The following is a 546-nucleotide window of genomic DNA, read 5'->3' on the forward strand; positions in this document are numbered from 1 at the left end:
AGTTGTTGAAGAATGGCGTATGACGGCCGCCTTCGTCTTTCGACAGAACATAGATCTCGCCGGTGAAGTGCGCATGCGGCTTGATCGAGCCTGGCTTGGCCAGAACTTGACCACGTTGCACGTCTTCACGCTTGGTGCCGCGCAGCAGCAGACCAACGTTGTCGCCAGCTTGACCTTGGTCCAGCAGTTTGCGGAACATTTCCACGCCGGTGCAAGTCGTTTTGACGGTATCGGTGATACCGACGATTTCGATCTCTTCGCCGACTTTGACAATGCCGCGCTCGATACGACCGGTCACAACGGTACCGCGACCCGAGATCGAGAACACGTCTTCCACTGGCATCAGGAAAGCACCATCAACAGCGCGCTCTGGCGTTGGGATGTAGGCATCCAGCGCATCGGCCAGACGCAGCACTGCGTCAACGCCCATTTCGCCTTCTTTGCCTTCCAGCGCCATACGTGCCGAACCTTTGATGATTGGCAGGTCGTCGCCTGGGAATTCGTACTTCGACAACAGCTCGCGCACTTCCATTTCAACCAGTTCCA

Annotated in this window: 1 protein-coding gene; it reads right to left on the reverse strand. The window is 56.8% G+C overall.

The features are described from left to right. The coding region (locus ASN89_RS26520) for an EF-Tu/IF-2/RF-3 family GTPase (protein ID WP_082654770.1) at positions 1–546 on the reverse strand (546 nt) is incomplete at both ends.

Source organism: Janthinobacterium sp. Ant5-2-1, from assembly GCF_001445815.1.
Lineage (GTDB): Bacteria > Pseudomonadota > Gammaproteobacteria > Burkholderiales > Burkholderiaceae_D > Janthinobacterium > Janthinobacterium lividum_E.